The following is a 22,375-nucleotide window of genomic DNA, read 5'->3' as shown; positions in this document are numbered from 1 at the left end:
AACCGGCCACGGCACGCCCTCATGATCGCGTACCCTCGATCGTTTTCTCGGCCTCTCCCCCGGTTTCGGCTGCCGGGGACGCGGCGTCTTCCTCTGCCCGTGCGGCGGGTGTGCCCTTGACGATCAGCCAGATGCCGCGGGTGAGAAGCGGAATGCCGAAGACGATGAGCATTCCCCACGCGCCCGCCGTGTATCCCTTGGCGACGAGATCGACGATTCCCGCTTGACTGATGACGATCGCGACAACGAGCGTGATGGCCGCGGTGATCCCATTTCCCTTGCGGGTCAGCGGTTTACGGCCGAGATCTTCGAGGTTCACGCTGACCCGGTTGAGCGCGCCTTGCACCAGGCCGACCGCAGTGGCCAGCAGCGTCCAGCCCACGAGCAAACCGAACACGATGACGACCCAAGGGCCGTAACCGGAAAGCATGTTCAGCCACGGTATTTGCGCGTCCAGCACGGCGGGGTCCGGGTAAAACGCCATCACGGCGAAATAGGTGAGGAACAACGGTAACGCGATGAGCCAGCCCAGGTTGACCGCAGACCAGAACGAGTCCTTCCTGGCCCTGGCGAATCGCATCACCGGCATCGCCGCGGGGAAAATACACAGATACAGCGAGCCGTAGATGAGGCCGGAGGAGATCGAACTCCACGCCGTGGAATCCGGGTCGAGCGGCGGCGCGGAATCCCGGAAGTTCGCGACGAGATCGTCACCCTTGACCGCGAGAACCAGCACGGCGAACAACACGTACCCGACCGTGAGCAGGATGGTTCCGGTGGAATTGAACCGCTCCACCACGGACTGACCGAAGAACAACACGACGGCGACGATCGCGACGAGTCCTGCCGAGGTGATCCACACCGGCACGCCCAGCGTGTCGGCCATGATGCTGCCCGCCGCGCTGATGAGCACGCCGATGATGGTGACACCAAGCAGGAGATACAGGAAGTCGTAAAGCCAGTAGAACGGGCCGATGAGGAGTCTGAGCAGGCCCCGGTATTCGAAGACCCGGAATTTCCGGCAGAGCTCGAAGACGAGATACGCGAAGACAGCCAGCAGCGCGAAGGTGCCGAGGACCGACATCCACCCGAGTGTTCCGAATTTCGCCGCGTACTCGACGGTCTCCCTGCCGGTGGCATACGCGCCACCGATGGCGACGGACTGGAATACGAGACCGGCGAGCAGAACTCGCTTGAAAAGGTTCGGCTTTCCAGCCGGGATAGAACTGGTCGACGACATAGTGGTCCTCCCAGAAGAATGGGAATAGCAAAAGTGGGGATATGGGGGTGTTTCGCCGCGGCTATTCGCCGCGGAACTCGGGATCCCTCCTTTCCGCGAACGCGGACGCGCCTTCGCGAGCGTCGTCGGATGTCCACACGGGTTCGGCGATCGCGCGCTGCTCCGCCCACGCCCCACCATCGACAGCGCGGGAAGCCCTTGACAGAATCCGTTTGGTCGCCGTCAGGGCGAGCGGGGCGTTGCGGGCGATGGCCGAAGCCAGTTCGTGGGCCCCTTCGACGGCCTCGCCGCCGGGAACGACGCGGTTGACGATCCCGAGGCGCTCCAGGGTTTCCGCCGTCACGTCGGTCCCCGTGAGGGCCAACTCCATGGCGATAGCCGCTGGGATACGTTCGGGCAACCGGAGCAGAGAGCCGCCGTCGGCAACGAGCCCACGGGTGACTTCGGGAAGTCCGAAACGTGCGTCGGCGGCGGCGACGATCAGGTCGCACGCGAGCGCGATCTCGAACCCGCCCGCGAGCGCGAATCCTTCGACAGCGGCGATAATCGGGGTGACAGGCGGACGTTCGGCCAAACCCGCGAACCCACGGCCGGGGATCTCGCCGATGTCGCCGCTGGCCGCGAACGCCTTGAGGTCCAAACCCGCGCTGAACGTGCCACGCCCGTCAGGCAGCGGTGCGCCGGACAGGACGATGACGCGGACGGCCGGATCGCGGTCGCACCGGTCGAACTCGGCGCCGAGCTGCCTGGCGACCTCGGTGTTGATCGCGTTGCGGGCTTCCGGCCGGTCGATCACGACGTGCGCGACCCCGGCGACCCTGTCGGCCCTGCGGACGAAGACGGGTGTCGCGGGCCGTTCCGGCACCGATGCGCCGTGAGGCGTCACGTCTTCCGGCGAATCGGCGACGGGCACGTCTCCGATTTGCCACGCCGCTCTGGTCCGGGTGCCGGGGAAGGTGACCACGGCACCGCGGACGCCAGGTTCGCCCTCGACGAGGATGATCGACCCGGTGGGCCATACGTACTTCCGGGCCACGGCGCCCGGAAAGGACACCGGTTCCGGCACACCGCGCAGGATCGTGAACAGCACATCGGAACGGGCGAGATCACTTGTGCCCACGACGATCGAGCCAAGGTATCCCGTCTCCGCGTGAGGCGGCGGTGGGCTATTCCACAGGGGCTCCCACCAGCCGGGGTCGGTGGCTCCCCTGTTGTTGGGCAGCGAAGACCAGTCCCGCTCGCGGGTGCCAAGAAGAGCCTCGGTCCGGATCGGTGCGGGCGTGGAGGCGATCTGAATGAGCATCCCGTGAAGCTGATCCGGTGGCAGGAAGACCTCTTGCCAGCCAGGGAAGTCGAGGTCTTCCTGAATGGTGTGGAACCCGGCCTCGTGCAGGGCGGAGCGCGCCGCGCGCAGGTCGGGGACGTTGAAGGAAAGGTGGTGTGCCCGCTCGCCGTGCTTGGCGAGGAACCTGTGCATGAAGCCGGAAGCAGCCGTGTGCTCAGGTGGGTCCTCCGGGGTGGAGATCAGCTCCAGCCTGCCACCGCGAACGTGGCCGTTCGACACGTCACCGACGTGCATCAGCAGATAGCGGAACTGAGGCAGGATTCCGCCAGTAAGGGGTTCCGCGCCGAGCTCGGCCCGCAGCTGCCTCGCGGTGGCGAGAGGCCGCCGGACCGCGATGCTCAGGTGATCGAACTCGAACCGCTCGGTCATGCCGGAGTTCCCCTCACGGTGTCGCCCTCGGTGAGCGCCCTCATGAAGGCGGCCGGGTCCGAGGTGATCTCGCGCGCCGAGCTTCCATCGGCCCACGCCCGGGTGGCCAGCAACGCCCGCTGGAACGGCAGCAGTGTCGCTTTCGGACCTTCCAGCACGAACTCGTCCAGCGCCTCGATCAGCCTCGCCGTCGCCTCCTCTCGGGTCGCCCCGTGCGCGAGCACCTTGGCCAGCAGTGAGTCGTAGAACGGCGGAATCCGCGTGCCCTCACGCACTCCCGAGTCCACCCTGATACCAGGGCCGGTGGGTTCCTCGTACCGAGTGATCGTGCCCCCGGTCGGCAGGAAGTTCTTGGCCGCGTTCTCCGCGTTGATCCGTACCTCGATGGCGTGGCCTTCGATCCGGACGTCCCGCTGCCGTACCGAGAGCGGTTCCCCCGCGGCGGCACGCAGTTGTTGCTCGACGATGTCGACCCCGGTGATCAGTTCGGTGATCCCGTGTTCCACCTGGATCCTCGTGTTCATCTCAAGGAAGAAGAACTCGGGCTCCGCGCTTCCCGCTCCCGCGACGAGTCCCTCGACGGTGCCGGCGCCGACGTACCCGACGGCTCGCGCCGCCTCGACCGCCCGCGCGCAGACGTGCTCCCGGAAGTCGCAGCCGAGCGTCGGCGCGGGTGCTTCCTCGACGAGCTTCTGGTGGCGGCGCTGGATGGTGCAGTCCCTGTCGTACAGGTGCACGATGTTGCCGTGGGTGTCGCCGAGGATCTGCACCTCGACATGTCGTGGATCGGTGAGGTAGCGCTCCAGGTACACCGTGCCGTCGCCGAAGAACCGCTCGCCCTCGCCACGGGCTCCCTCGAACGCGGCGGGCAGCTCATCGGGCGTGCGCGCGACGCGGAATCCCTTACCACCGCCCGCGCCGGAGGCCTTGACCGCGACCGGGTAGCCAACGTCGACCGCTGCGGCCAGTGCCGCCTCCGCCGAGTCCAGCGGTTCCAGGAGGCCGGGAACGGTGGCTATTCCCGCCTCGGCCATGATCCGGCGGGCGTTGATCTTCGAACCCATCGCCGTGATCGTCTCGGGGCGGGGGCCGACGAAGGCGATACCCGCCTCCGCGACGGCGCGTCCGAACTCCGCGTTCTCCGCGAGAAACCCGTAGCCGGGGTGGATCGCATCGGCGCCGGACTGTTTCGCGGCATCGAGAATGGCCGTCACGTCGAGATACGATTCGGCGGCGGGGGCCGGCCCGATACACACCGCGTCGTCGGCGAGCTCGACGTGCCTGGCGTCGCGGTCGGCTTCCGAGTAGGCGGCGATGCTGGGAATTCCCAGCCGGTTGAGGGTGCTGATCACACGGACCGCGATCTCTCCTCGATTGGCCACGAGAACTGCGTTGAACATGGCTGCTGCGCTCCTGGTGAATGTGGACTGTCGGGACACGGAGGCCCGGCGAAGAAGCTGAGGTTCCTACTCCACCTCGGCGATGGTGTCGTCCTCTTCCACCGCCTGGCCTTCTTCCACGAACAGTCTGGTGATCGTGCCTCCTGTCGCGGCGGTCACGGGGATTTCCATCTTCATCGATTCGAGAATGACGATCTCGTCACCCTCGCTCACGGTGTCTCCCGCTTTCTTCACGATCTTCCAGACCAGACCGTCGGCCGGGGCAAGCGATTCTGAGGCCATAGCGCACTCCTTGGTGATCGGACGGAATTTCAGGGACGGACTCGCCACTGTCGTCGTTGCGGTCCGAGATCGGTCTGGACGCGGTGCAAGGAAGCGTTGAGAAAGTCGGCGACCATGACGCGCGTGTCCCGGGGGTCGATCATCGCTTCGACACCGAAGGCTTCGACGGTGCGCCACGGATCGGCGATGTTCTTGAAGTTCTCGTTGATGGCCGCGCGATAGGCTTCGGGGTCCTCCGACTCTTCGATTTCGCGGGCGAAGCCCGCTTCGACGCCGCCTTCCACCGGCAAGTCGCCCCATTCGGCCGTCGGCCATGCGATGCGCAGCGACAGCCCGTCCGGATCGGACGTCGCCGATACCGCCATGCCGTAGGACTTGCGCACCTGGATGGTGACGACGGGAACCTCGGCCTCGACGAGACTCTGGATGGCCCGCATTCCCCAGCGGACTACGTTGCCACGTTCGGCGTCGGGGCCCACCATGAAACCCGGTACATCCGCGAAATAGACAATGGGCAGGTGGAAGGTCGAGCACATGTCGACGAACCGGATCTGTTTTTCCGCGGCCTGCGCGTCCATCGCACCGCCGAGATGCATGGGGTTGGACGCGACGATGCCGACCGGAATCCCGTCGATCCGGGCCAGTCCGGTCGTCACGGCCTTGCCCCAGTATCTACCGATTTCGAAGAACGTATCCACGTCGACGATGGGCGCGACGATGTCCGTGGCCTTGTAGGGCCTGCGGTTGCTCGTGGGTAGCTTGCGGAGAATTTCGTCGATGGGCCGGTCGACCGGATCGACCGATGGCGTGCGGGGCGGCATCTGCCAGACGTTCTGCGGTAGGTAGGACAGGAACCGGGCCATTTGCTCGATCGCGTCGTCCTCGTCCGTGGCGAGGTTGTCGATCGCCCCGGAACGCGTGGCGACCGCGGCGCCACCGAGCTCGAACTTGTCGACGGACTTGCCGAGCGCACGTTCGACCAGCGGTGGGCCGCCCGCGAAGAACACGGAATCCTTAGTCATGACGGAAAAGTGCGAGAGCACGGTGCGGCCGGCCGTCCCTCCCGCGGACGAACCACTGACCATGGCCAGTACCGGCACTTCGCCCAGCAGTTCGTAGGAGCGGCCCCAGCTCAGTGACGAGACCAGATAGGAGTGTCCCTTCTCGCCGGAGGCGGCGATGTCACCGCCGATACCTTCCATGAACATCACGAGCGGAATCCGGTATTCGTGCGCGAGGTCTTCGACGAAACCGCCGAGACCGCCCTTCATCCGGTCCAAATAGGTCTGCGGCGCGCCCGCGCGCACGGTGAAGTCCTCGCCGCCGATCGCCACGTGCCTGCCCGCGAACGTGCCAAGGCCCATGACATAGCTCGACGGCAGCTGGCCACGGAGTTTACCCAGCGCGTCGACGTCGTCGTAGGTGGCGAATTCACCGATCTCCTTGAACGACGTGGTGGCTTTGGCAAGACGCTCGCGGATGGTGAGCTGGCCACGGTCGTGTGCTCGCCGGATCCGGCGAGCACCACCGAGCTCACGGGCACGCGCCCGCCGCCACTCGAACTGGGCCAGCTTTTCCTGCCATTCGGGCGGAATCGCCGGTTTGTCGTTCGTCATCGCTGGTCCTTCCTGTGCACGGGCCGTGCTGCTAAAGGTCGAGGGTGTGGACGGTGGAGAGCACTCCGGTGGCTTCTTCGGCTTCGGCGACCGCATGCAACAGGCGATGTTTCTGCACCACCTGGGTTCCCGGCGAGCGCACGATGTTGGCCGCCTCGGTGAGCTGAAGGAACTTCGGCATGGCGTACGGGGCGACGTGGTCGCGGCAGTAGACCTCGAAAGCGGCGATGTCGAACGCGGCGTCGCCCGGTTCCGGAGAGGCCGCCGGAACGACGAACACCTTGATCTCCTGCTCACCGGAGAAGTCGTCGGCCACACCGACGGCCGCGCATTCCTCGACACCGGGCGCCCTGCGAAGGATCCCCTCCAGCTCGTAGGCGCTGACGTTCTCGCCCCTGCGGCGGATGGAGTCGGACATCCGGCCGTGGAAGAACACGAATCCGTCCTCGTCCATGCTGGCGCGGTCTCCCGACCGCACCCACAGGTCTCGCCAGGTGGTCGCCGTGGCATCCGGCCGGTTCCAGTAGCCGAGCATCATCATGTGCGGAAACTTCGGGCGGTACACGAGTTCGCCCGGCGTGCCCCTTGACAATTCGTGGCCGTGCTCGTCGTGGATCTGGACCTCGAAGCCGACGCTGGGCCAGCCAGCTCCGCCCCGCCGTCTGCGATCGGGCGTGTCGTAGAGCGGGCCGTCGGCCTCGGTCTGGCCGTAGAGCGTGAGGACGTCGATCCCGAGCCGGTCCTCGAAGTACTCGTAGGTTCCCTCCGGGATGGGCGCACCGATGATGCGGCGCAGCGGGGTGGCCTCGGCGGCATCGGCTCCCTGCGCGCGGATGGCGGAGAACAGGAAGCCCACCGTCCAGGTCCAGGTGACACCGAAGCGGGCCACCTCGGGCCAGAAGCCGTGTGCCGTGAACTTGCGGCGGATCGCGACCGATCCGCCGGAGAGGATCACGGCCGAGAACACCACGTGGAAGTCCACATGGAAGAAGGGCAGCACGAAGTAGCAGGTGTCCGCGGGGGTGAGACCCGCGACGTGAGCAATGGTGTGCCCATGCGCGGCGGGATAGCCTGCGGGGAGCATGACGCCTTTGGACGGTCCCGTCGTGCCCGAGGTGTAGATGAGCGAACACAACGTGTCCGGCGGGATGTCGCGCGCCGCTCGGTCGAAGTCCTCGTCGCCGTCCTGGCCGGGGCGCGGAAAGTCCGCCGAGGTGTCGAGCCGGTGGCCGACATCGGGAACGGTGTCGCGCAGCTCGGCGTCGAGCACGATGAGCACCGGGTCGGCATCCTCGATGACCGCGGTCATGAGGTCGCCGGTCAGCTCGAAGTTGACCGACACCTCCACCGCGCCGAGCCACCAGACTCCGTACTGCCACGCCTGTCGTCGCGCGGAGTTCCGGCACACGAGCGCGACCCGGTCTCCCGCGCCGACCCCCTTGCCGCGTAGCACTTTCGCACACGCGCGTGCCCTGTCGGCGAAGTCGCGGTAGGTCCAGCTGACGGCAGTGCCGCCGGTGCCGCCGGGTTCTTCCCAGTGAAGCAACGGCGCGTGCGGGCGGAGGGCAACCTGGTCGAGCAGGTCCTTCACCGGAGTGGACACGTGGTGGCAGGTAAGCGGAAACTCGGGGACGCCGGTCTCTGAGTTCCGGTGTGGACAGTTGAACAAGGGCGACAGGGCAGGGCTGGACACCACCGAGGGACGTGGGCGCCCTACGGTACCGCCGAGCGACCGGGATGCTGCTTCGCTCATGGGTGCCATTCACCTCCGTTGACGTCGAGTACTTGCGCGGTGATGTAGGAAGCCGCCGGTGAGAGAAGGAAGGCCGTCGCGGTGCCGATTTCGTGCGGCAGGCCCATCCGGCCCAGCATCAAGCCGTCGAGCCATTTGGCCTTGACGTCGTCGGGCACATCGGCGGTCATGCCGGTCTCCACCGGGCCCGGCGACACGCAATTGGCCCTGACGCCGAATCGCGCGAACTCCAGTGCGATGGTCTTGGTGAGGCCGACGATTCCGGCCTTGGCCGCCGAGTAGTTCGTTTGCCCGTAGGAACCGTGCCTCCCCGACGAACTGGTGTTCACGATCGCCCCACCGGCGGGGCGACCGTAGGCGTCCGTCACGACGGTGGGCCGCCCTGTCTCGTCCCGTATCGAAGGCGCCGCGAGGAGTGGCCGCATCACCTGGCAGCCGAGCCAGGTGCCGCGCAGATGGGTGTCGAGAACACCATCCCACATCGTGTCATCCATTTTGGACATGGTCTTGTCACGGGTGATACCCGCGTTGTTCACCAGCCCGGCCAATCGTGAACCGAACTCGCCGGTCAGCACGTCCCTTGCCTGCTCCCAGCTCGCTCGGGAGGTCACGTCGAGCACGACGGGCAGTGCCCGGATCTCGCGCGCCGTCGTCGTGACGGCTTCCTCGTCGACGTCCGCGATCGCCACTGTCGCGCCGTGCGCGAGGAGGACTTCGGCGCTCGCCCGCCCGATGCCGCGCGCGGCCCCGGTCACGAGGTAAGTCCTTCCGGTGTGCAGTTCGGAGCCGGCGGGAAAGCCGGGATGCCGGCCTGGGGCCGGTGTGACTTCGTTGTCAATCATGAGCAGCGGGCTTTCGTGTCGTGGGGCGAAAGAACGTTCGAGGAGAACTCAGGACGGTGGTGAGGGTTGCCGGCTCGATCCCGGCCCGATCAGCAACACGTCGGTTCCGCTTTGGACCACCTCGCCGCGCTGGTTGGTGACCTCGACGGTGAACGTGACGATGCCGTGCCCCTGCGCCGATTTGCTGGGGCGCAGCGCGGATACGGTGTTGACCACGGTGATCGTGTCGCCGGGGTAGGTGGGCGCCTTCATGTCCCTGGTTTCCGAGAGATACGCCCGAACGTCCATGTCGTCGTATCCGGGCGTGCGCATGCCGGAGCTCATCGCCAGCACGAGCAGCCCGTGCGCGATCCGGCCCCGGTAGGGCGTATTCGCCCTGACCCATTCCTCGTCCGTGTGGAGTGGGTTGAAATCACCGCTGAGACCGGCGAAGTTCTGGATGTCGGTCTCGGTCACGGTGCGACCGGCGGACACGTATCCGCTGCCTTCGCGCAGATCGCCGAAACCAAGGCTGGGGGCGGCATTCTCGGTGTTCATGACATCCGCTCCACGATCATGGCCATTCCCTGTCCGCCACCGACACACATGGTGACGAGGCCGGTGCTCAGGTCACGATCCTCCAGCGCGGTGAGAATCGTGTTCGTGATGCGGGCACCGGTCGATCCGAAGGGGTGCCCGACAGCGATCGCGCCGCCGTTGACGTTGAGTTTGTCCATATCGATACCCAGTTTCCGCTGGCAGGCGAGAACTTGCGCGGCGAACGCCTCGTTGAGCTCGACAAGATCGATGTCACCGAGCCGCATTCCCGTGCGTTCCAGTACCGCGCGTACCGATTCGACGGGGCCGAGGCCCATGATCTCGGGGTTCAGCCCGGTGGCCGAGGTCGCGAGAATGCGGGCTCGTGGCCGGATCCCGAGGGCGAGTGCGTCGTCCTCGCCACCGATGACGAGCGCGCTCGCCCCGTCGTTGAGCGGGCAGGCGTTGCCCGCGGTCACCGTGCCGTGCTCGCGAAATACCGGCTTGAGTGCCGCGAGCTTGTCCAGTGTGGTGCCAGGGCGCGGGCTGTCGTCGGCCTCGACAAGGCTGCCGTCGGCACGCGTGTACGGCGTGATCTCCCGTGCCCAGAAACCGCTGTCCAGCGCGGCCGAGGCACGGCGCTGAGAAAGCTGGGCGTACTCGTCCTGATCCCGGCGCGAGACGTCACACAGGGCGGCGACGTTCTCCGCGGTCTGTCCCATCGAGATGTAGACGTCGGGCAACCGCCCCCGCGCACGCGGATCAGTCCATTGTGGCTCGATGCCGGACTCCGCCTCCGCCGTCCGCGCGCGAGCGGTGTCGAAAAGAGGATTCATCGTGCCGGGCACGGCGTCGGCGTCCGAATTCGAGTAGGACGTGCACGACTCGACTCCTGCCGACACCACGAACCGGGCTTCACCGGCGACGATGGCGTGGGCGGCCTGGCGAGTGGTCTGCACGGAGGAGGCGCAGTACCGGTTCACCGTGGCTCCCGGAACATGGTCGAGGCCAAGGAGATTGGTCGCGATCCTGGCGATGTTGAATCCCTGGACCCCCGAGGGGGAACCGCAGCCGACGAGGACTTCGTCGAGGAGTCCTTCGTCGACGACGCCGCCGACCTTGCCCAGCGCGGCCGCGATGACCTGCGCGACCATGTCGTCGGGACGTTCGTCTTTGAGCGCCCCTTTGACCGCGCGGCCGATAGGGGTCCGCGCCGACGCGACGATTACCGGTGCTCGACCGGCTCTTGCGCCGAGAACGCTTCGTGGCGAAGGGGCGTTCACCATCAGCACCTTCCTTCAGCGGAGAACGTGGAATTCCGTGCGGGTCATCGTCACGGCGAGGTCAATGTGGAGCGTTCGGTGCCGGTCAGCGGACGGGTCTCCCGGGTTTCCGGTTCCCAGAGAAGGAAGACACACGTCATGCGGGCGACGATGGTGGTATCCGCGCCGGAGTCGATACTCAGCGTCTCGCGAGTACGTACGCTCTTGTTGCCGACGTGTTCCACTTCCACACCGAACTCGACGTACTCAGCGGAGCGGTTCAGCTCCGCCAGGTAGTCGATCGAGATGTGCGCGATCACGTAGTTCTGGGGCTCCCGCACGCCAAGGGTCTCCCCCAGCCAACGGGTCCGTCCCTCGTCGGCCAGCGCGAGATACTCCGCGTGGTAGACGTGGCCCTGGTAGTCGAGGTCGCGCCACCGCAAGGGAATGCGGCACGTGGAACTCCTGGCCGGCGAGCTGGAGTTCGAGCTGGCTGCCGGCTCGCCGGTGGAAGCGGCGGATCTCATGCAGTGTGGTCTCCCATGCCATACCCGGGTCGTCCGATGTCGAACAGGCCCTCGTTCGTGGAGTTATTTCGATCGGTTGATTTAGAATACATAGAGACCCCGGCTCTGACCAGCCCTGGCGACCGGGGAAAGTGCCGGGTTACGCCGAAACGGCGGTTGGCCTACGCGGGTTCCTCACCGAGGCGCGCGGGCGTCACCGGGCCGGTTTTCCGGTCACCACGGGAAGGTCGCCGCATGGCGTGGTTGTCCTCACGAGTTGCCTTCGGCGCGGTTGACCGAAGGCAACTCGGTGAACACATAGGATGTCAGCCAGCGCGGCGCCACGGTCCCCGATCCCCCTGCCGCGCAGGTACTCTCACGAAGCAGAGCGCTCGGCGGGGTCGTAGGAGCGGAGCCGGAGGCTGTTCGACACGACCAGCACCGACGACAGTGACATGGCCGCTCCCGCGATGAGCGGGTTGAGGACTCCCGCCGCGGCCAGCGGGATGGCGGCGATGTTGTAGCCGAAGGCCCACGCGAGATTGCCCCGGATGGTCGTGAGAGTGCGGTTCGCGAGCCGGATGGCATCCGGGATCACGCGCAGGTCCTCCCGAACGAGGATCATGTCGGCCGAGCGCACCGCGATGTCGCTGCCCCTCGCGATGGCCATGCCCAGATCCGCGCTCGCCAGCGCCGGACCGTCGTTGATGCCGTCGCCGACCATCGCCACCCTGGTACCGCCTTCCCGCAACCGGTCGATCGCGCGTGCCTTGTCGGCGGGCAAGACTCCGGCGCGCACTTCGTCGATGCCGATCTCGGCGGCCACCGTCCGCGCGGCGGCCTCGATGTCACCGGTCAGCAGCACGGTGCGAAGTCCCATGCGCCGCAGGGTCGCGACGGCAGCGGGCGCCGACGGTTTGGTCTGGTCCCGCACCACGAGCACGCCGATGGTCTCGGCGTCGGCGGCGACCAGCACGGCCGTCGCCCCCTCCCGCTCCGCGTTCCGGAGGTGGTCGGTCAACTCGGGAGAAACCGGGATGCCCCGTTCGCCGAACAACCGCTCGTTGCCGACAACGACACGGACACCGTCCACAATGGCCTCGGCGCCGAACCCTGGCACCGCGGCGAAATCACGAGGTGGGGGCACGTCGCCGAGTTCGGCGCGTGCACGCGCGAGGATGGCCGCACCGATCGGATGCTCGGACCCCGCCTCGACCGAACCGGCGAACCTCAGCAGCTCACCGGTGTTCCGAGCACCGGCGACGTGCAGATCGACCACCGTCATCGTGCCCGTCGTCAGCGTTCCCGTCTTGTCCAGCACCACCGTGTCCACGGCCCGGCTGGCTTCCAGCGCCTCCGGTCCCTTGATCAGGATGCCGAGCTGGGCACTCCGCGCCACCCCCACCATGAGCGCCGTCGGCGTGGCCAGACCCAGCGCGCACGGGCAGGCGATAATGAGCACCGCGACGGCCGCCTGGAAGGCGAGGCGCGTGTCCTGCCCCGCCAGCAGCCAGGCTCCCAGCGTCGCGAGTGACACGAGAATCACGACGGGCACGAAGACCGCGCAAATGCGATCGACGAGGCGCTGCACGGCTGCTTTGCGCAACTGCGCCCTTTCGGCCAGTGCCGTCATCTGCGCGAGTTGCGTGTGCGCGCCCACTTCCGTGGCACGTACCAGAAGCCGTCCGGTCTGGTTGACACTCGCCCCAATGACCCTGTCGCCTGCCGTGACGTCGGCCGGTACCGGTTCACCGGTCAGCGCGCTCACGTCCACACTCGACCGGCCGTCCTCGACCACCCCGTCGGCGGGCAGGGCCTCTCCCGGCTTGACGACCAGAAGATCGCCGACGGCAAGGGCGGCGACCGGGACGAGGACTTCCTCGCCGTCGCGAAGCACCCGCGCTTCCTTCGCGGCCAGTTCGTCCAGCGCTCGCAGCAGCGCGGTGGCGGCGCGCCGGGAACGACTTTCGAAATACCGGCCAGCAAGCAGGAAAGTCGTCACTCCCGCCGCGACGTCGAGGTAGATCGCGTCGGCTCCTGGCGGCGTCGGCCCGAACCCGAGCCAGTAACCGGGTTCCTCTCCCGCCGCGGCCATCGCGACGACCGACCAGCAGAACGACGCGAGCACGCCGAGCGAGACCAAGGTGTCCATACTGGCCGAGCCGTGTCGCAGTCCCCGCCACGCGGCACGGTGAAACGGCAGCGCCGACCAGAACACCACCGGAACGGCGAGCAGAACACACAACGCCTGCCAGCCGGAGAACCGCAGCGAAGGCACGAGCGCGAGACTGATCGACAGATTCCCGAGCGGCAGGGCCAGCAACGCGGCGACCACCAGCCTGCGGCGCAGGTCGCGGACCCGCTCGCCGCCGGTGTCGTTGTGCTCGGTTCCGCGCACCGACGCCGAATAACCGAGCTGGGAGACCCGGTCCAGCAGCAGCCCGGTGTCCGTATCCGCCGCGACCTCGGCGATCGCCCGCTCCGTCGCGTAGTTGACCGACGCGGTCACCCCGGGAAGTTTGTTCAGGCCACGCTGAACCCGCGCCGAACACGCGGCGCAGGTCATTCCCGTCACCGTGAGCTCGACGGTTCGCGTCGGCTTTCCGTTGTCGTGTTCGCCGGGGGAAACGGTCCCCTCAGCGGTTGTCGCGGTCATCGATCACGTCCTCGTCCACCTGCACCGAAGGTGGTGGCCGTCCGGCTGTGTGGCGAGAACGAGCACGAACGCTACTCGATCGCTTCTTGCCGAAAAGATCCGAGGGGTCCCGGGAACTCGGCGGCGCGCCCGCCCGACTACCTGGGCGGTGGTACGTCCGGTGTGTGGCGGGAACAGCTCCTGTCAGCTCGCGTTGCCCTGCTCGCGCAGGACCAGCAGCAACTCGTCGCGCGCCCGCGCCACCCGCGAGCGGATGGTGCCGACCGGGCAGCCGCAGATCTCCGCCGCCTCCGCGTAGCCGAACCCGAGTACCTGCGTCAGGATCAGCGCTTCCCTTCGCTCCGGGTCGAGCTGGTCCAGCAGCAGCCGGGTGTCCACGACCGCCTCGAAGTCGCCGGCGACGTCCCTGCGCCGCATGGCGGGCGCGTCGGCGACGGTCTCCCAGTCCTGGTCGGCAAGCCGGGGACGCGCCGACTCCCGCCGGATGTTGTCGATGACGACGCGGCGCGCGATGGAAAGCAGCCACGTTCTTGCCGAGGACCGGCCCGCGAACCGCGGTAGCGCGCTCACCGCGCGCAGGTACGTCTCCTGGGTCAGGTCGTCGGCCGTCTGCCGCCCGTTGAGATGCACGAGGAAACGCCAGACGTCGGCCTGGGTCGCCCTGACCCACGCCTCGAACGCGACCTGGTCACCCCGCCCGGCGGCGAAGGCCAGTTCGGTGATGTGGTCGTCGTCGCGGGGTCCACTGTGGCTCACGGTGAGCGACCCTAGCCGAGGGGCCGTGGAACTTCACCGCCCCTCCACGCGACTATTGACGTGTGGACTGTTCGGACTACCGGGAGGCCTTGTCGGCGCGCCTGGACAACGAAGAAGAACACCTGGACCAAGGGAGCGTGGACCGGCACCTCGGTTGCTGTGTCTCCTGCCGGCTCTGGTGGGAGCAGGCGGGCAGGCTGCACCGGGGCATGCGGCTCGCGAGCGCGCCTTCGGTGCCCGACCTGACCGACCGCATCGTCGCGGCGGCCCCGCTCCCCCGCCGCGACCGCTGGGGCCTGCGGCTGGCACTGACAGTCGTGGCTCTGCTACAGGCGAGCCTCGGCTTCGCGCAGCTGCTCGGCGTCGACGCCACGCACGCCGAGCACGCGGTGGCCGCGACGCACCTCGGCAACGAAAGCGCCGCGTGGAATCTCGCCATCGGGATCGGCCTGCTGTGGGCGGCGCTGCGGCCGACGTCGGCCGGCGGTCTGCTGCCCGCGCTGACCGGCTTCGCCGTCGTGCTCGCGGTGGTGTCCGCATCGGACCTGTTCGGCGGGCTCGTCACCGGGGCACGAGTCGTCTCCCACGGCATCATGCTCGCCGGAGTCGTCCTGTTGTTCTTCGTGCACCGCCAGCACAAGACGAACGACCCCTCCCCCGTGGCCGACGCCGAGCCCGCGTGGCCGAATCCGGAACCGGCTTCCCCGCGAGACAACCTCGCCAGGACCTTGCGATCGGCGAGGGGCAGTCGTTCCGCTCGCGGGCCGGTGGCCAAGCGCGACGCCGCCTGACGACGCCGCGAGCGGGATCAGCGGCGCCGCGCCGCCAGGTCGGCGAGCATGGCGTTGTATGCCTCGAACTCGTCGTCACCGGCGCGATCCTTGCGCCTTGCCTCCCTTTCATCGGCTCGCGACCACTGCACCAGCAGGGCAACCACGACGATCACCATGGGGATCTCCCCCGTCGCCCACGCGATCCCGCCGCCGAGCCGCTGGTCGGCAAGCAGATCATCGAGCCATGGCACCGAAAGATAGCGGTAGAACGTCTCGCCGATCACGGTCTGCGTGTTCATGACGATGACGCCGAAGAACGCGTGAAACGGCATCACCGCGAACAACATGCCGAGACGCACCAGGTGCGGCAACGGACGCGGTGGCCGGTCCACGCCGATCACGAGCCAGTAGAAGAGGTAGCCCGAGATGAGGAAGTGGACGTTCATCAACTGGTGGCCCCAGTGATACTGCATCGCCTGGCCGAACAACCCCGAGAAGTACAGGACGTAGAACGAACCGACGAACATCGGCGCGGCGACGGCGGGATGCGCGAGCAGCCTGGCGAACCGGGAATGCATGAGTGCCACCAGCCACTCTCGCGGCCCGGCCGGTCCGAGGCGACCGGAAGCGGGCAGCACCCGCAAGGCCAGCGTGACCGGCCCTCCGAGCACGAGCAGCACCGGTGCCAGCATGTTCAATGTCATGTGCGCCACCATGTGCAGGCTGAACGCGCCCGGCGCGTACTTTCCCAGCCCCGAGGACGTCACGACGAGCACGGCCACCCAGCCAGCGCACCACGCGACGGCGCGGCCAACGGGCCAATGGTCGCCGCGCCGACGGAGCGAGCGGACACCAGCGAGGTAGGCGGCGGTCGCGAGCACGGCGACGGTGCCGAGAACCAGATCGAACCGCCACCCCGCGACGAGATCGAGCAGGGCGGGCGCGGCGTCGAGGTCGTAGCCGAGAATCGTCTCGTGCACGGTCGGCGGATCGGTCAGAAACGAGGGCAGGACCAGGTGCGTCAGCCCCAGTGACGCGCCGAGCGACACTCCGAGCAACACCGCCTCGGCCAGGAGCAGCCGCAACCGCGACACCCCTGAACTTCCCCTGCGCCTCCGCACGAACAGCAGCACGACGACCAGCACCGCGAACACCCCGGCGTGAGCGACGAGCAGCACCCCGTAGGCGGTCGAGCCCAGGTTCTCCGGCCGGGCACCGGTGAGTCCCGCCACGGCACCGGACAGGCCGACCACCGCGGCGCAGACCAGGACGAGCCGGTCGTAGCGGCGCAGCACGGCACCGTCGACGGAACCCCCTCGGCGGTACTGAGCAAGCAACGCGACGAGCGCGCCGACCCAGACACTCGCCGAGGGCACGTGCCAGACGAGCGCGTTGGTCATCACGTCGTGCCACGCCCCCACCGCCGCGTGACCGGCGACCACCGGAGCGAGCAAGCCCACCATCGTCAGCGCGAACGCGGCAACGACCGTCCGCCAGCGCAACGCGCACCAGCACAACCCGGTCACCACCGCGGCGATGGCCGCCACGATCAGCCACGCCTTGGCTTCCTCGACCGCGTCGACGCTGTCGAGGAGTCCTCCGGCAAGCACCTTGCCCACCGGCTGCCCCGAGATGTCCGCCGCCGAGAACGGAACAGCCAGCAGCGCGCCGAGAGTCCACAACAGACCAGCCACACCGGCGAGGCGCACCGAGGCGTAGGCATCCGCCGAAAGACCGTCGGTGCCGGGAGAAGGCACGACGAACGCGGCGAAGGCCACGGCGCCACCACACACGACACCCGCACCCGTAGCGACGAACCGGACCACGGCGAAACCGTACGAGGTCAGCGCGCCGGGGTCGGAGTCACCAAGGGGCGCGTACACGTCGCCGCCCAGCGCGACGACGCCGAGTACGACGAGCAGCCCGGCGACCCCGCCCGACAGCACACCGGCCGAGAGTCCTGCGGGTCGCCGGATGTTCCGTTGTCTGGCATTCACGGTGGAGAGGTCGCACGGCGGGCGGTTCCGGTTCCCGTGCACCACGGGGTGAACCGACGCGGCACGGGAACTCACTCGGACACCGCGCCGACCACTGTGGTGAGACCGCACGCTCCGTACCGAAGGAAACTCCCATGATCCGGCGAAGGCCCAACCCCGTCACGGCTCGAAACCCCTTCTCCCCCAATGTGATCATCGTCCTGGTGGTGACCGTCGTGGCGGTGGTGGTGTTCGGCGGATTGCTGTTCATGAGCAGGGGCGAGGAGGACCAGGCACGGGGCGACGCCGGTTCCCCCGGACGCGGCAGCGACGCCAATACCCTGACCGAATCCGGCCCTGGCACGGTGACCATCGTCGAATTCCTCGACTACCAGTGCCCCGCGTGCGCGGGCTACCACCAGAACATCGTCAGGGGCATCGAAAGGGACTACGAGGGCCGGATCACCGTGGAGATCCGGAACTTCCCGCTGGACATGCATCCCTTGGCGACCCGGGCGGCCACCGCGGCGGAGGCGGCGGCGAACCAGGGCCGGTTTCGCGAGATGCATCACTCACTCTACGACGGCTTCCGCGAATGGGCGGTGACTCCTGACGGGCGGAGCATCAGTTCGGACAGCGAGCGGGCCGCCGAACTGTTCGAAGGCTACGCCCGCGACGCGGGGCTCGACATCGACCGGTTCCGCAGGGACATGGCCTCGGACGAGATACCCGAGCGGATAGCCGACGATGTCAGCGCGGGCAGGCAAGCCGGTGTGTCGGGTACGCCGACCATCTTCGTCGAAGAGACGCGCTTCCGGCCGGACGGTGACGACTATGCCACGGTCGACGCGCAACTGCGCCGTCTCATCGACGACAAACTCAACCAGTGAGCACAGTGGACGATCGGACACCGGCGCGGAAGCTGGGTCCGGTCTGCCTCGCCGGTGGGATCGTGGGTCTCGTGGCATCGATCGCGCTCACGCTGGAAAAGCTCGCGACGCTCGCCGACCCCGGTTACGTGCCTTCGTGCTCACTGAGCCCGGTGGTGACCTGCGGGACGGTGATGGCCAGCCCGCAAGCCGCCGTGTTCGGTTTTCCCAACCCGTTGCTCGGAATCGGCGGATTCGCCGTCGTGACCACCATCGGCGTGATAATGCTGAGCGGATTCCGGCCGCCGCGCTGGTTTCAATGGGGTCTACAGGCAGGCGTCACGTTCGGCGTCGTCTTCGTCCACTGGCTCGTCATGGCGAGCCTGTACGACATCCGCGCGCTGTGCCCCTACTGCCTGTTCGTCTGGATCGCGATGATCCCGCTCTTCGTCTGCACCACGATCGAAACACTGCACGGGTACGCCGGAACCCGCCGGTCGGCAACGGCGCTGACTCGCGTCGACGCCGCCATCGTCGCGGTGTGGTACGTGCTGATCGCGGGGGCGGTCCTCCATGCCTTCTGGAACTACTGGGTCTCGCTGGTGAACTGACCCGCGCGCTCATCCGCCTTGCCGCGGGGAACGGATCGCCTCTCGGTTTGCCTGCGCTCCATGCGCCGTGCGACACCGACCGCCACGACGAGGATCACGGCGAAGAGCGCGAGACCCGTCCACACCATCGCCTGCGTCACGTTCAGGCCCGCGCCGTCGACGCCGTGGGCCCTGCCGCCGTCCCTGCCGCTGACAGCGACCACGACGATCGTGGCGATCACGCCCGCCACCGCGACGACAGCTCCGACGCGGAGAGTGAGGGCCAGCGGCCGCTTCCGCAACGCGCCGCCGCGATCACTCGGGCGAGCCGGGACGAGCAGCCGCGTCAGCAACAGCAACGCGGGTGGCAATTGGAGCAACCACAGCGTGGTTCTCGGCCAGCCGTCGAACCACACGTTGGAGCTGTAGAGCAGCGTGTGCCAGATGCTCAGCACGTACACGACCAGCACGAACCTGTGCAGCGCCCGCCACGACCGTGCCCCCAGCCTTGCCCGGAAGTAGTAGGCGAGGCCGAGCGGGATCGCGAGATAGAGGGCGAGCAACCCGATCAGAATCGCGATCTTGCCGGTTCCGGACGGATAGGCGCCGGGAACGAAGGTCTCGACGAACGCCTTCCCCCACCGGGCCACCATCCCAAGCCCGTCTTCGTTCGCCCGGGCCTTCTCGGTGAAGAAGAACACCGCGTGCAGGAACATCAGCGCGATCGTCGTCAGGCTCGTGCTCCGGTGCCACCGTTCCAGCCTGGCCGGCGGAACAGGAAACCAGCGCGGCTGCCGACCCGAACGGAGCAACCCGAGCATCGTCGTCAACCACGCCCACAACATCGCCGACCAGCCGAATGCCTGGCACAGCCAGTACATGAGATATGTGTCGGCATCGGCGAGAAACGGCATGATCTCGACGGTCGCCGAGGTTCCCTCCCGCACCCGCGCGTAAAGCCAGACGAAGATTCCCGCAGTGATGACGAGGGCGGCAGTCGCGTCGGGAACCGCCGCTCGAAGGTCGGCTCGCAAGGCTCCGCGATCGAGCCCCTTCCGGTCGCGCACACTCTCCCGGTCAGTCATCCCGGTACCTCCTGCCCGCGAACCGGCCCGCGACCGGATCGACCCGTGTCGTGTTGTCGGTCTTCGTTGGTATGCCGTGAATATCAGGTCCGGGGCCGGTTCGGCTACTCCTTGACAACCGCCCCCCGGCGACAACCACGTCGACGACGACAGGTCAATACCTCTGTGACCTGAGTCAAAAGAACACGGCCACGTGAACTCGGGTGCCCACCCCTGCGACCACTGTTGCGGACCGCTTCCGCCGAGAAGCACGTGACGCGACGGGATGTGCACGCACATGAGTGTCGGCGACAAACCGAGGACATCCGCGACGGCAGCGGATCCGGCAGCCGATCAGCCACGATCGGCATGGGCAGGGCCGCGCGCACTGTTGCTGCGACTGCACTTCTACGCCGGAGTGTTCATCGCACCGTTCCTCGTCGTCGCCGCCGTCAGCGGCCTGCTCTACGTGTTCACTCCTCAGCTCGACGAACTCGTCTACGACGACATCGTGCACGTCCCCGACCAGCCACACTCACTGCCACTGAGCGAACAGGTGCGCGTCGGTATGGCCGCGCGGCCCGGCGACGAACTGCTGGGCGTCCGGCCCGCCACGACGGGAACCGACGCGACACAGGTCATCCTCGAAGCACCCGATCTGCCGGAAAGCTACCGCAGGACGGCCTTCGTCGACCCGCACACCGCCGAGGTGACCGGGGTGCTGGAGACCTACGGGAGCGGTCAGGCGCTCCCGATCAGGGCCTGGGTGGACAACCTGCACCGGGGCCTTCATCTCGGCGACGTGGGCCGGATCTACAGTGAACTCGCCGCGAGCTGGCTGTGGGTCGTGGCCGTGGGCGGAGCCGTCCTGTGGTTCGGCAGGCGGCGCCGGAAGTCGTTGCTACGTCCCGAACGCGGCGCGAAAGGACGGCGGCGCATCCTTTCCTGGCACGGCGCGACCGGGCTGTGGATCGCGGCCGGGCTGGTGTTCCTGTCCGCGACGGGCCTGACCTGGTCGCAGTACGCCGGCGCGAACATCACCGAGTTACGAGCCGCGCTCTCCTGGGAAACGCCCGCCGTGTCGGCAGAACTCCCCTCGACCATGCCCGGCGCGGACGCCGGGATCGACCGGATCGTCGGCACCGCAAGGGAACACGGACTTTCCGGGAGCATCGAGGTCACCCCGCCCTCCGCCGCCGGGGAAGCCTATGTCGTGCAACAGGTGAGCAGAGCCTGGCCCACGCAACAGGATTCGGTGTCGATCGACCCGGCGACGGCGCAGGTGGCCGAGACGCTTCGCTTCGACGACTATCCACTGATCGCCAAGCTGGCGCGATGGGGCATCGACGCGCACATGGGCCTGCTGTTCGGCTGGGTCAACCAGCTCGTCCTCGTCCTGCTCGGAATCGGCCTGCTGTCGGTCATTTTCTGGGGTTACCGCATGTGGTGGCTGCGCCGTCCGCGACACGGTGACCACAGTGGACCCAACGGAACCGGAGCGTTCGGGAAACCGCCATCCAGGGGCCGATGGCGGCGAGTGCCCGGCAGGGTGCTGGCTCCACTGGCCGTGGTGACGGCGTTCATCGCCTACTTCGTGCCGCTGCTCGGGATTTCGCTGCTCGGGTTCCTTGTCGTGGACACGATACTCGGGTCGCGGCGACGATCGGCGGAACGCGAACCCCGGGAGGCACGGCCGTGATCGCCTCGCCAGTACTGAGCTGGATACTCAGCTTTCTGTTCGCCGGAACGGCCGCGTGGTGCGTGCGTGTACTGGTCCTGCCCTCGATCCGGATCCCGGACCGGATCGACGCGGGCTGGCACCTGCTGATGAGCGCCGCGATGATCGCCATGATCTGGCCTTGGGGCATGAGCGTTCCCGCAGCCGCCCAGGCCGTGGTTTTCACGATCGCGGTCGGGTGGTTCCTCGGCAGGATGATCCTGGACGCCGGTCACCCGCATTCCGGCGGCCACGCACCGCGTGCCGCCGGTGCGCACCACGCGGTGATGATGGCGGGAATGGCCTGGATGGCAGCCAGCATGCCCGCGCTGATGAGCACGTCCGGAGATGACTCAGGAGGCGGACACCACCACCATGCGATGGGTGGTGGTACGCCGATGGCACAGGCCCAGGACACCGTGGCGACGCCGGTGGCGTTGACCGTCAGCTATCTCGCCCTCGGGCTCGTGTTCGTCATGCTCTGCCTTCCCTGGCTCGCCAAGGCTTTCGACCTCGGCAGGCGGCTTCCCGACCGGAGCTCCCCCACGCTCGGCCGAGTGGTCACCGACCACGCCTGCCACGCGCTCATGAGCTTCGGCATGGGCGTCATGTTCCTCGCCGTCGTCTGACGAAGCCCGCTGACAACGCCCTCCTCGACCGAAGCGGAGGGCGGTCCCGCCGAATCCCCGTCGCGCCGTGCGGGCGCCGGTCTCACTCCGGTGCCCGCACGGCATTCTCGCATGGCCATCAATGCATCGGTTCCGGTTCCTCCTCGGCCGCCGAAGTCCACAGTAGACACTCAGCGAACTGAGCGTCACTGACCGTCACCACTGGTAGTCGACC

General features: G+C 67.6%; 19 protein-coding genes and 1 pseudogene. 5 read left to right on the top strand and 15 right to left on the bottom strand.

The genetic code is table 11. From position 1 onward, the window contains the following. Positions 1–19: 19 nt before the first annotated feature. The 13 genes and pseudogenes from BAY61_RS13345 to BAY61_RS13290 form a co-directional block, all read right to left on the bottom strand. Positions 20–1,240 (bottom strand): YkvI family membrane protein, encoded by a 1,221-nt coding sequence (locus BAY61_RS13345; protein ID WP_091797717.1) that lies wholly within the window; start codon positions 1,238–1,240, stop codon positions 20–22. 61 nt (positions 1,241–1,301) lie between these two features. Next, positions 1,302–2,105 (bottom strand): crotonase/enoyl-CoA hydratase family protein, encoded by an 804-nt coding sequence (locus BAY61_RS33525; protein ID WP_256327929.1) that lies wholly within the window; start codon positions 2,103–2,105, stop codon positions 1,302–1,304. A gap of 495 nt (positions 2,106–2,600) precedes the next feature. Further along, positions 2,601–2,954 (bottom strand): annotated as a pseudogene (locus tag BAY61_RS33520) (VOC family protein); the annotation flags it as partial. Then, complete coding sequence (locus BAY61_RS13335; RefSeq protein WP_091797712.1) at positions 2,951–4,354, bottom strand: acetyl-CoA carboxylase biotin carboxylase subunit; 1,404 nt, start codon at positions 4,352–4,354, stop codon at positions 2,951–2,953. The pseudogene BAY61_RS33520 and the gene BAY61_RS13335, both read right to left, overlap by 4 nt. A gap of 66 nt (positions 4,355–4,420) precedes the next feature. Continuing rightward, positions 4,421–4,636, bottom strand: a complete 216-nt coding sequence (locus BAY61_RS13330) for a biotin/lipoyl-binding carrier protein (protein ID WP_091797709.1) — start codon at positions 4,634–4,636, stop codon at positions 4,421–4,423. Between the two features lie 29 nt (positions 4,637–4,665). Further along, complete coding sequence (locus BAY61_RS13325) at positions 4,666–6,252, bottom strand: acyl-CoA carboxylase subunit beta (protein WP_170140007.1); 1,587 nt, start codon at positions 6,250–6,252, stop codon at positions 4,666–4,668. 31 nt (positions 6,253–6,283) lie between these two features. Then, positions 6,284–7,855: an AMP-binding protein gene (locus tag BAY61_RS13320; protein WP_170140008.1), complete on the bottom strand. Its 1,572-nt coding sequence runs from the start codon at positions 7,853–7,855 to the stop codon at positions 6,284–6,286. A gap of 146 nt (positions 7,856–8,001) precedes the next feature. Then, positions 8,002–8,847 carry an SDR family oxidoreductase gene (locus BAY61_RS13315; RefSeq protein ID WP_091797699.1) on the bottom strand — a complete coding sequence of 282 codons (846 nt, stop codon included), beginning with the start codon at positions 8,845–8,847 and terminating at the stop codon, positions 8,002–8,004. A 48-nt stretch (positions 8,848–8,895) separates the two neighbouring features. After that, positions 8,896–9,384: a MaoC family dehydratase gene (locus tag BAY61_RS13310; protein WP_091797696.1), complete on the bottom strand. Its 489-nt coding sequence runs from the start codon at positions 9,382–9,384 to the stop codon at positions 8,896–8,898. Next, positions 9,381–10,649, bottom strand: coding sequence for an acetyl-CoA C-acetyltransferase (locus BAY61_RS13305; RefSeq protein WP_091797693.1), 1,269 nt, complete (start codon positions 10,647–10,649; stop codon positions 9,381–9,383). Before BAY61_RS13305 ends, BAY61_RS13310 begins: the two co-directional genes overlap by 4 nt. A gap of 47 nt (positions 10,650–10,696) precedes the next feature. After that, positions 10,697–11,152, bottom strand: a complete 456-nt coding sequence (locus BAY61_RS13300; RefSeq protein WP_091797690.1) for an acyl-CoA thioesterase — start codon at positions 11,150–11,152, stop codon at positions 10,697–10,699. Between the two features lie 355 nt (positions 11,153–11,507). Further along, complete coding sequence (locus BAY61_RS13295) at positions 11,508–13,787, bottom strand: heavy metal translocating P-type ATPase (protein WP_091797687.1); 2,280 nt, start codon at positions 13,785–13,787, stop codon at positions 11,508–11,510. A gap of 183 nt (positions 13,788–13,970) precedes the next feature. Next, complete coding sequence (locus BAY61_RS13290; protein WP_091797685.1) at positions 13,971–14,543, bottom strand: sigma-70 family RNA polymerase sigma factor; 573 nt, start codon at positions 14,541–14,543, stop codon at positions 13,971–13,973. 62 nt (positions 14,544–14,605) lie between these two features. Between BAY61_RS13290 and BAY61_RS13285 the strand changes: the two genes are divergently transcribed. After that, positions 14,606–15,334 (top strand): zf-HC2 domain-containing protein, encoded by a 729-nt coding sequence (locus BAY61_RS13285; protein WP_091797682.1) that lies wholly within the window; start codon positions 14,606–14,608, stop codon positions 15,332–15,334. 17 nt (positions 15,335–15,351) lie between these two features. On the opposite strand, the gene BAY61_RS13280 is transcribed toward BAY61_RS13285, so the two are convergent. Beyond that, positions 15,352–17,313, bottom strand: a complete 1,962-nt coding sequence (locus tag BAY61_RS13280) for a bifunctional copper resistance protein CopD/cytochrome c oxidase assembly protein (RefSeq protein WP_245866066.1) — start codon at positions 17,311–17,313, stop codon at positions 15,352–15,354. Between the two features lie 134 nt (positions 17,314–17,447). On the opposite strand from BAY61_RS13280, the gene BAY61_RS13275 reads away from it, so the two are divergent. Together BAY61_RS13275 and BAY61_RS13270 are read left to right on the top strand one after the other, a co-directional pair. Then, entirely contained in the window at positions 17,448–18,182 is a 735-nt protein-coding gene (locus BAY61_RS13275; RefSeq protein WP_091797676.1) for a DsbA family protein, read from the top strand. Then, positions 18,179–18,772: a vitamin K epoxide reductase family protein gene (locus BAY61_RS13270; RefSeq protein WP_091797673.1), complete on the top strand. Its 594-nt coding sequence runs from the start codon at positions 18,179–18,181 to the stop codon at positions 18,770–18,772. The genes BAY61_RS13275 and BAY61_RS13270 overlap by 4 nt, the downstream gene beginning before the upstream one ends. Here BAY61_RS13270 and BAY61_RS13265 read toward each other — a convergent pair. After that, positions 18,748–19,836 (bottom strand): ferric reductase-like transmembrane domain-containing protein, encoded by a 1,089-nt coding sequence (locus tag BAY61_RS13265; protein WP_091797669.1) that lies wholly within the window; start codon positions 19,834–19,836, stop codon positions 18,748–18,750. The genes BAY61_RS13270 and BAY61_RS13265 overlap by 25 nt on opposite strands. Positions 19,837–20,113: 277 nt before the next feature. On the opposite strand from BAY61_RS13265, the gene BAY61_RS13260 reads away from it, so the two are divergent. After that, the gene (locus BAY61_RS13260; protein ID WP_245866064.1) at positions 20,114–21,514 is read left to right on the top strand and encodes a PepSY-associated TM helix domain-containing protein; all 1,401 of its coding nucleotides are present in this window, start codon (positions 20,114–20,116) and stop codon (positions 21,512–21,514) included. Next, positions 21,511–22,161, top strand: a complete 651-nt coding sequence (locus tag BAY61_RS13255; RefSeq protein ID WP_091797663.1) for a DUF5134 domain-containing protein — start codon at positions 21,511–21,513, stop codon at positions 22,159–22,161. Before BAY61_RS13260 ends, BAY61_RS13255 begins: the two co-directional genes overlap by 4 nt. The last annotated feature ends 214 nt before the right edge of the window (positions 22,162–22,375 follow it).

The organism is Prauserella marina (assembly GCF_002240355.1).
Taxonomy (GTDB): domain Bacteria; phylum Actinomycetota; class Actinomycetes; order Mycobacteriales; family Pseudonocardiaceae; genus Prauserella_A; species Prauserella_A marina.
Note: the sequence above shows the minus strand (reverse complement) of the source record. Positions and strands in the feature narration are given on the sequence as shown.

Bases quoted from the DNA above. Each gene is read 5' to 3' on its own strand.
- BAY61_RS13315 (WP_091797699.1), bottom strand. From the start codon at position 8,847: ATGATTGACAACGAAGTCACACCGGCCCCAGGCCGGCATCCCGGCTTT.
- BAY61_RS13305 (WP_091797693.1), bottom strand. From the start codon at position 10,649: ATGGTGAACGCCCCTTCGCCACGAAGCGTTCTCGGCGCAAGAGCCGGT.
- BAY61_RS13310 (WP_091797696.1), bottom strand. From the start codon at position 9,384: ATGAACACCGAGAATGCCGCCCCCAGCCTTGGTTTCGGCGATCTGCGC.
- BAY61_RS13330 (WP_091797709.1), bottom strand. From the start codon at position 4,636: ATGGCCTCAGAATCGCTTGCCCCGGCCGACGGTCTGGTCTGGAAGATC.
- BAY61_RS13335 (WP_091797712.1), bottom strand. From the start codon at position 4,354: ATGTTCAACGCAGTTCTCGTGGCCAATCGAGGAGAGATCGCGGTCCGT.
- BAY61_RS13275 (WP_091797676.1), top strand. From the start codon at position 17,448: ATGATCCGGCGAAGGCCCAACCCCGTCACGGCTCGAAACCCCTTCTCC.
- BAY61_RS13265 (WP_091797669.1), bottom strand. From the start codon at position 19,836: ATGACTGACCGGGAGAGTGTGCGCGACCGGAAGGGGCTCGATCGCGGA.
- BAY61_RS13325 (WP_170140007.1), bottom strand. From the start codon at position 6,252: ATGACGAACGACAAACCGGCGATTCCGCCCGAATGGCAGGAAAAGCTG.
- BAY61_RS13300 (WP_091797690.1), bottom strand. From the start codon at position 11,152: ATGAGATCCGCCGCTTCCACCGGCGAGCCGGCAGCCAGCTCGAACTCC.
- BAY61_RS13345 (WP_091797717.1), bottom strand. From the start codon at position 1,240: ATGTCGTCGACCAGTTCTATCCCGGCTGGAAAGCCGAACCTTTTCAAG.
- BAY61_RS13260 (WP_245866064.1), top strand. From the start codon at position 20,114: ATGAGTGTCGGCGACAAACCGAGGACATCCGCGACGGCAGCGGATCCG.
- BAY61_RS13295 (WP_091797687.1), bottom strand. From the start codon at position 13,787: ATGACCGCGACAACCGCTGAGGGGACCGTTTCCCCCGGCGAACACGAC.